Annotated in this window: 4 protein-coding genes; 1 reads left to right on the forward strand and 3 read right to left on the reverse strand. The window is 71.2% G+C overall.

Going from position 1 to position 6,619, the window contains the following annotated elements:
• Positions 1 to 77: 77 nt before the first annotated feature.
• Both HW445_RS14580 and HW445_RS14585 read right to left on the reverse strand, forming a co-directional pair.
• Positions 78 to 1,817, reverse strand: coding sequence for a BCCT family transporter (locus tag HW445_RS14580; protein ID WP_180221450.1), 1,740 nt, complete (start codon positions 1,815 to 1,817; stop codon positions 78 to 80).
• A gap of 139 nt (positions 1,818 to 1,956) precedes the next feature.
• Positions 1,957 to 3,444 (reverse strand): amino acid permease, encoded by a 1,488-nt coding sequence (locus HW445_RS14585; RefSeq protein ID WP_374939652.1) that lies wholly within the window; start codon positions 3,442 to 3,444, stop codon positions 1,957 to 1,959.
• Between the two features lie 197 nt (positions 3,445 to 3,641).
• On the opposite strand from HW445_RS14585, the gene HW445_RS14590 reads away from it, so the two are divergent.
• Entirely contained in the window at positions 3,642 to 4,343 is a 702-nt protein-coding gene (locus HW445_RS14590) for a MerR family transcriptional regulator (protein WP_180221451.1), read from the forward strand.
• A gap of 36 nt (positions 4,344 to 4,379) precedes the next feature.
• Here the strand turns inward: HW445_RS14590 and HW445_RS14595 are convergent, their stop codons facing one another.
• Positions 4,380 to 6,566, reverse strand: a complete 2,187-nt coding sequence (locus HW445_RS14595) for a 3-hydroxyacyl-CoA dehydrogenase NAD-binding domain-containing protein (protein ID WP_180221452.1) — start codon at positions 6,564 to 6,566, stop codon at positions 4,380 to 4,382.
• Positions 6,567 to 6,619: the final 53 nt, after the last annotated feature.

The raw sequence follows: 6,619 nt of genomic DNA on the forward strand, positions 1-6,619 counted from the left end.
GACGTCCGGTGTCGTGGGGAACGTCGGCGGGGCGGGCGGCCCGCCCCGTACGGCACTCCGTGACGTCCGGGCCCGGGTCAGAGCGGGGAGGCGTCGTCCGCGACCGTGGAGCCGGAGGCCGGGCCGTCGCCCTGGGAGGGGCGGACCTGGAGCTCGAAGTCGCCGTCGAACTTCCGGTACCCGGTCACCACCGCGTCCTCCAGCGCCTCGTTCGCCGCCTCCTCCCGCAGCATCAGCGGGTCCCGCCGCAGGTCCCGCATCAGCGCCACGCAGATCCCGATCATCACCAGCACGAACGGCGCCGCTGCCAGGATCGTGAGGTTCTGCAGGCCGGTGAGCGCGTCCCCCTCGCCGCTGCCGACCAGCAGCATGATCGCGGCCACCGCGCCGGTGACCACGCCCCAGAAGACGACCACCGTCTTCTGCGGCTCCAGCGCTCCCCGCTGCGACAGCGTGCCCATCACGATGGAGGCGGCGTCGGCGCCGGAGACGAAGAAGATCGCGACCAGGATCATCACCAGCAGCGAGGTGACGGTGGCGATCGGGTACTCCCGCAGCACCGAGAAGAGCCGCCCCTCGACGGTGGTGGCGCCGCCGAGCATGTCCCGCGCCTGCAGCTGCATGGCGGTGCCGCCGAAGACGGCGAACCACAGGAGGCTGACCGTGCTGGGGACCAGGATGACGCCGCCGATGAACTGGCGGATCGTGCGGCCCCGGCTGATCCGGGCGATGAACATGCCGACGAACGGGGTCCAGGAGATCCACCAGGCCCAGTAGAAGACCGTCCAGTTCGACAGCCACTCGTCGACCGTCGGTCCGCCGCTGATCTCGGTGCGCCCGGCGAGCTGCGGCAGGTCGCCCAGGTAGGCGAAGAGCGAGGTGGGCACCAGGTCCAGGATGACGATGGTCGGGCCGGCCACGAACACGAACAGCGCCAGCAGCACCGCCAGCACCATGTTGGTGTTGGAGAGCCACTGGATGCCGCGCTCGACGCCCGACACCGCGGAGGCGACGAAGGCCAGGGTGAGCACCGCGATGATCAGGACGAGCAGTCCGGTGCCCGTCTTCTGCAGCCAGTCGACCTCCTGCATGCCCGAGCCGATCTGCAGGGTGCCCAGGCCCAGGGAGGCCGCGGATCCGAACACGGTGGCCACGATGGCCAGGATGTCGATGATCCGGCCGACCGCGCCCTCGGCGTGCCGGCGGCCGATCAGGGGGGTGAAGACCGAGCTGATCGTCTGGCGGCGCTTCTTGCGGAAGGTGCTGTAGGCGATGCCGAGGCCCACCACCGCGTAGATGGCCCACGGGTGCAGGGTCCAGTGGAAGAGGGTGGTCGCCATGGCGGTCGACATCCGCTCCCCGACGCTGGCGGGCCGGGTGCCCGGCGGCGCGTCGACGAAGTGGGCCAGGGGTTCGCTCACGCCCCAGAACATCAGGCCGATGCCCATGCCGGCGCTGAACATCATGGCGACCCAGGAGACGGTGCGGAACTCCGGCTGCTCGTGCTCCGAGCCGAGGTGGATCCGCCCGTAGCGGCTGATCGCCAGCCAGAGGGCGAAGATCACGAAGCAGGACGCGGCCAGGACGAACGCCCAGCCGCAGGTATGGATCAGCTCCCCGAGCAGGGTGCCGGAGACGCTCTCGAGGGAGTCGGTGCCGAAGGCGCCCCACAGGACGAAGGAGAGGGTCAGCGCCGCTGTCACCCCGAACACCACCCAGTCGGTCCCCTGGTGCTGGGGGCCGGGCAGGCCGGCCTCCGTCCCGGGCAGGGAGCCCTGGTGGTGGTGCTGTGAGGGATTGGGGGCGTCATGCGACACTGCGGCACCTTTCGCCGAGCGGACCTTGGTCTGGTTCCGCTACGCAGCTACCACGTATCCCGCGTTTCCCACCCGTGTAACCCTCACGGCGTCCGCCGTGTGCGGCCGGGAACCCGCTCCCGGCCGCACACGGCGGGGGTCACCCCTCGCTCAGGGCGGAAAGCTCGGCGTCCTCCGCACGGGTGACCCGGCGGCGGACGGCGAACCAGCCGGCCACCAGCGCGGCCCCGATCACCGGGATCAGCAGCAGGGTCTTGCGGCCCACCTCGGGGTCGCCCCACATCAGTGCCAGGACCGACACCAGGAAGGCGATCGTCACGATCTCCGTCACCGGGCTGCCCCACAGCTGGAAGGAGGGCCGCCGGAGCAGTCCGGCCCTGGCCCGGCGGACGAACACCAGGTGGCAGATCATGATGATCACCCAGGTGCTGATGATGCCGAGCGAGGCGACGTTGAGCACGATCTCGAAGGCCTGGCCGGGCATCAGGAAGTTGAGTCCGACGCCCAGCACGCAGACCCCGCCGGTGAGCAGGATGCCGCCGTAGGGCACCTGGTTGCGGTTCATGACCCCGGTGAACCGCGGGGCGGAGCCGGCGGCCGCCATCGAGCGCAGGATGCGGCCCGTGGAGTACAGGCCGGAGTTCAGCGAGGACATGGCGGCGGTGAGGACCACCAGGTTCATCACGTCGCCGGCGGCGGGGACGCCGATCCGCGAGAGCACGGTGACGAAGGGGCTCTCGTCGCCGGAGTAGACCGAGCCGGGCAGGAGCAGCGCGAGCAGCACGACCGAGCCGACGTAGAAGAGGCCGACGCGCCACATGATCGAGTTCACCGCGCGGGGGACGATCTTCCGGGGTTCGGCGGTCTCGCCGGCCGCGGTGCCGACGAGTTCCAGGGAAGCGTAGGCGAAGACCACGCCCTGCATCACCAGGACGACCGGGAGGACGCCGTGCGGCAGGAAGCCGCCGTTGTCGGTGATCACCGAGAGACCGGGGGTGGTGCCGCCCACGTCGGCCCGGGTGACCAGCAGGAAGATGCCCACCAGCATGAACGCCACCAGGGTGGCGACCTTGACGATGGCGAACCAGAACTCCATCTCGCCGAAGTACTTCACCGAGACCAGGTTCACCACGAGCACCACCGCGAGCGCGGCGAGCGCCAGCACCCACTGGGGGACGTCGGAGAACATGCTCCAGTAGTGGGTGTAGAGGGCCACCGCGGTGATGTCGGCGATACCGGTGGTCGACCAGTTGACGAAGTACATCCAGCCGGCGACGTAGGCGCCCTTCTCGCCCAGGAACTCGCGGGCGTAGGACACGAAGGACCCCGAGGACGGGCGGTAGACGACCAGTTCGCCGAGCGCGCGGACCACGAAGAAGGCGAAGACGCCGCAGACCAGGTACGCCAGGGCGAGGGCGGGGCCCGCGTCGTTGAGGCGGCCTCCGGCGCCGAGGAACAGTCCGGTCCCGATCGCCCCTCCGATGGCGATCATGTTGATGTGCCGGGCCTTGAGGTCCTTGCTGTACCCGGCATCGCCCGCGTCCGCGGGTGGTTCGGCCGCAGGGCCGGTTCCCACCGCGCCGCCGGCGGGCTTCGTGACCGTTGCGGTCCCGACGTCCTTGCTCACGCGTGTTCCACTCTGTTGCGCCCCGGTGCGCTGTTGGCGCGGGGTTCGGATGGTGCCCGGCCCGCCCCACCTGCGCTTGTGGCGGACGACGGGGGACGCGGACCGGGAGTGAATGTCTCATTCCGCTTTCCGATGCGCAGTGGTGGAACTCACACCACGTCTTTCGCAGTGCCGGTGAGACAGCAATACTGTTGCGCATGAGGACCGAGACGGAGGGGTCGACGCTCACGGTCGACGAACTGGCGGCGCGCGCGGGGGTGACGGTCCGGACCGTCCGCTTCTACAGCACGCGGGGCCTGCTGCCGCCGCCCGAGATCGGTCCCCGCCGGGTCGGCCGCTACGGGCCGGAGCACCTGGCGCGTCTCGCGCTGATCGAGGAGCTGCAGCGGCAGGGCATGACGCTGGCCGGTATCGAACGCCACCTGCGCGGGCTGCCCTCGGGGGTGACCGCCCACGACCTGGCGTTGCAGCGGGCGGTGGTGGCCTCGTGGGCGCCGGAGAGCGCGGAGACGGTGGACCGGGCGGGGCTGGAGCGTCTGGCAGGGCGGGCGCTGGGCTCCGCGGACCTGGAACGGATGGTCCAGCTCGGCGTGGTGGACCGGGAGGGCGAGGACGCCTACCGGGTGGACACCGGGCTGCTGCGCCTGGGCGTGGAGCTGCTGGACGTGCCGTTCGCGCAGGAGACCCTGCTGGAGGCCCGCGAGGTGCTGACGGAGCACACGCGGGCCGCCGCGCAGGCTCTGTCGGGGCTGCTGCGGGAGGCGTCGGCGGAGCAGGACGCCGAGGCGGTGCGGTCGCTGTCGGCCCACATGCAGCCGCTGGTGGTGCAGGCGCTGCTGACCGCCTTCCAGCGGTCGCTGCGCCAGGAACTGCTCAGCTGGCTCGGCGGCCGGCCCTGAGGAGGACCGGCCGCCGCGGCGGGCGGCGGGAGCCGCTCAGCGGGCGTCGCCGAAGGTCTCGCCCTTCTCGGCCTTCTCCACCAGCAGCGCGGGCGGCTGGAAGCGGTCGCCGTACTTCTCGGCCAGTTCGCGGGCGCGGGCGACGAAGCCGGGCAGGCCGGTTCCGGCGGCGCCCTGGTAGCCGTTGACGTACTGGAGCACGCCGCCGGTCCAGGCCGGGAAGCCGATGCCCATGATGGAGCCGATGTTGGCGTCGGCGACCGAGGTGAGGACGCCCTCCTCGATCAGCTTGACGGTGTCCAGCGCCTCCGAGAACAGCATGCGCTCCTGCATGTCCTCGAACGGGATCCGGTGGCCCGGCTTGGTGAAGTGCTCGCGCAGCCCCGGCCACAGGCCCGCCCGCCTGCCGTCCACGTAGTCGTAGAACCCGGCGCCGCCGCTGCGGCCGGTGCGGCCGAACTCGTCGACCATCCGGTCCACCACGGCCTCGGCCGGGTGGGAGACCCAGGTGCCGCCGGCCGCCTCGACCGCCTCCCTGGTCTCCTTGCGGATCTTGCGCGGCAGGGTGAGGGTCAGCTCGTCCATCAGGTTGAGCACCTTGGCCGGGTAGCCGGCCTGCGCGGCGGCCTGCTCGACGGAGGCGGGCTCGATGCCCTCGCCGACCATGGCGACGCCCTCGTTGATGAAGTGGCCGATGACGCGGGAGGTGAAGAAGCCCCGGGAGTCGTTGACCACGATCGGCGTCTTGCGGATCTGGCGCACCAGGTCGAACGCGCGGGCCAGCGCCTCGTCGCCGGTCCTGGCGCCCCTGATGATCTCCACCAGCGGCATCTTGTCGACCGGGGAGAAGAAGTGCAGGCCGATGAAGTCCGCCTGGCGCTCCACGCCCTCGGCGAGCTCGGTGATGGGCAGGGTGGAGGTGTTGGAGCACAGCAGCGCGTCGGGGGCGACGACGTCCTGGATCTCCTGGAAGACCTTGTGCTTGAGGCCGGTGTCCTCGAAGACGGCCTCGATCACCGCGTCGCAGCCGGCCAGGTCCTGGACGTCGGCGGTGGGGGTGATGAGGGCGAGCAGGGCGTCGGCCTTCTCCTGGGTGGTGCGCCCGCGGGAGACGGCCTTGGCGCAGAGCTTCTCGGAGTAGGCCTTGCCCTTGGCGGCGGCCTCGGCGGAGACGTCCTTCAGGACGACCTCGATGCCGGCCCTCGCGCAGGAGTAGGCGATGCCCGCGCCCATCATGCCCGCGCCGAGCACCGCGACCTTGGCGACCTTGCGCGGCTCGACGCCCTTGGGGCGGCTGGCGCCGGAGTTGACGGCCTGGAGGTCGAAGAAGAACGCCTGGGTCATGTTCTTGGCGGTCTGTCCGGCGGCCAGTCCGGCGAAGTAGCGCGACTCGATCACCTGGGCGGTCTCGAAGTCGACCTGCGAGCCCTCGACCGCCGCGGCCAGGATGGCGCGCGGGGCCGGGTAGGGGGCGCCGTTGGTCTGCTTGCGCAGGTTGGCCGCGAAGGCCGGCAGGTTGGCGGCGAACTTCGGGTTCGCGGGGGTGCCGCCGGGGATGCGGTACCCGGGCGCGTCCCAGGGCTGCGCGGACTCCGGGTGGGCGTCGATGAAGGCGCGGGCCCGGGCGGTCATCTCCTCGGGGGTGTCCACCACCTCGTCGACCAGGCCGTTCTCCAGCGCCCGGCGGGGGCTGTACTGGGTGCCCTGGAGCAGCACCTTGAGCAGGGCGTCGGCGATGCCCAGCTTGCGGACGGTGCGGACCACGCCGCCACCGCCGGGCAGCAGGCCGAGGGTCACCTCGGGCAGGCCGATCTTGGAGCCGGGCGCGTCCAGCGCGACGCGGTGGTGGCAGGTCAGGGCGATCTCGTAGCCGCCGCCGAGCGCGGCGCCGTTGATCGCGGCGACGACGGGCCTGCCGAGGGTCTCGATGCGGCGCAGGTCGCGCTTCATCTCCAGACCGCCCTCGAAGAGGTCCTGCGCGGTCTCGGGGGTCACCTTGATGAGTTCGCGCAGGTCGCCGCCGGCGAAGAAGGTCTTCTTGGCGGAGGTGACGACGACGCCGCGGATCGACTCCTTCTCTGCCTCGAGACGGTCGGCGACGGCGTGCAGCGCCTCGCGGAACGCCTGGTTCATCGTGTTGGCGGACTGGCCCGGGGCGTCCAGGACCAGCGTGACGACGCCGGTCTCGTCCTTCTCCCAGCGGATGGCGGTGCTCTCGGTCATGACGGGGGTCTCTCCGTTGAGTTCGTGAGGTCTCGTGGTTCCACCGGGACGGT

This window comes from Streptomyces sp. UH6 (assembly GCF_013421635.1).
GTDB lineage: Bacteria > Actinomycetota > Actinomycetes > Streptomycetales > Streptomycetaceae > Streptomyces > Streptomyces abyssomicinicus.

What these genes read in the sequence shown, in the direction of transcription:
- HW445_RS14590 (WP_180221451.1), top strand. Translation starts at nt 3,642, where the DNA reads ATGAGGACCGAGACGGAGGGGTCGACGCTCACGGTCGACGAACTGGCG.
- HW445_RS14595 (WP_180221452.1), bottom strand. Translation starts at nt 6,566, where the DNA reads ATGACCGAGAGCACCGCCATCCGCTGGGAGAAGGACGAGACCGGCGTC.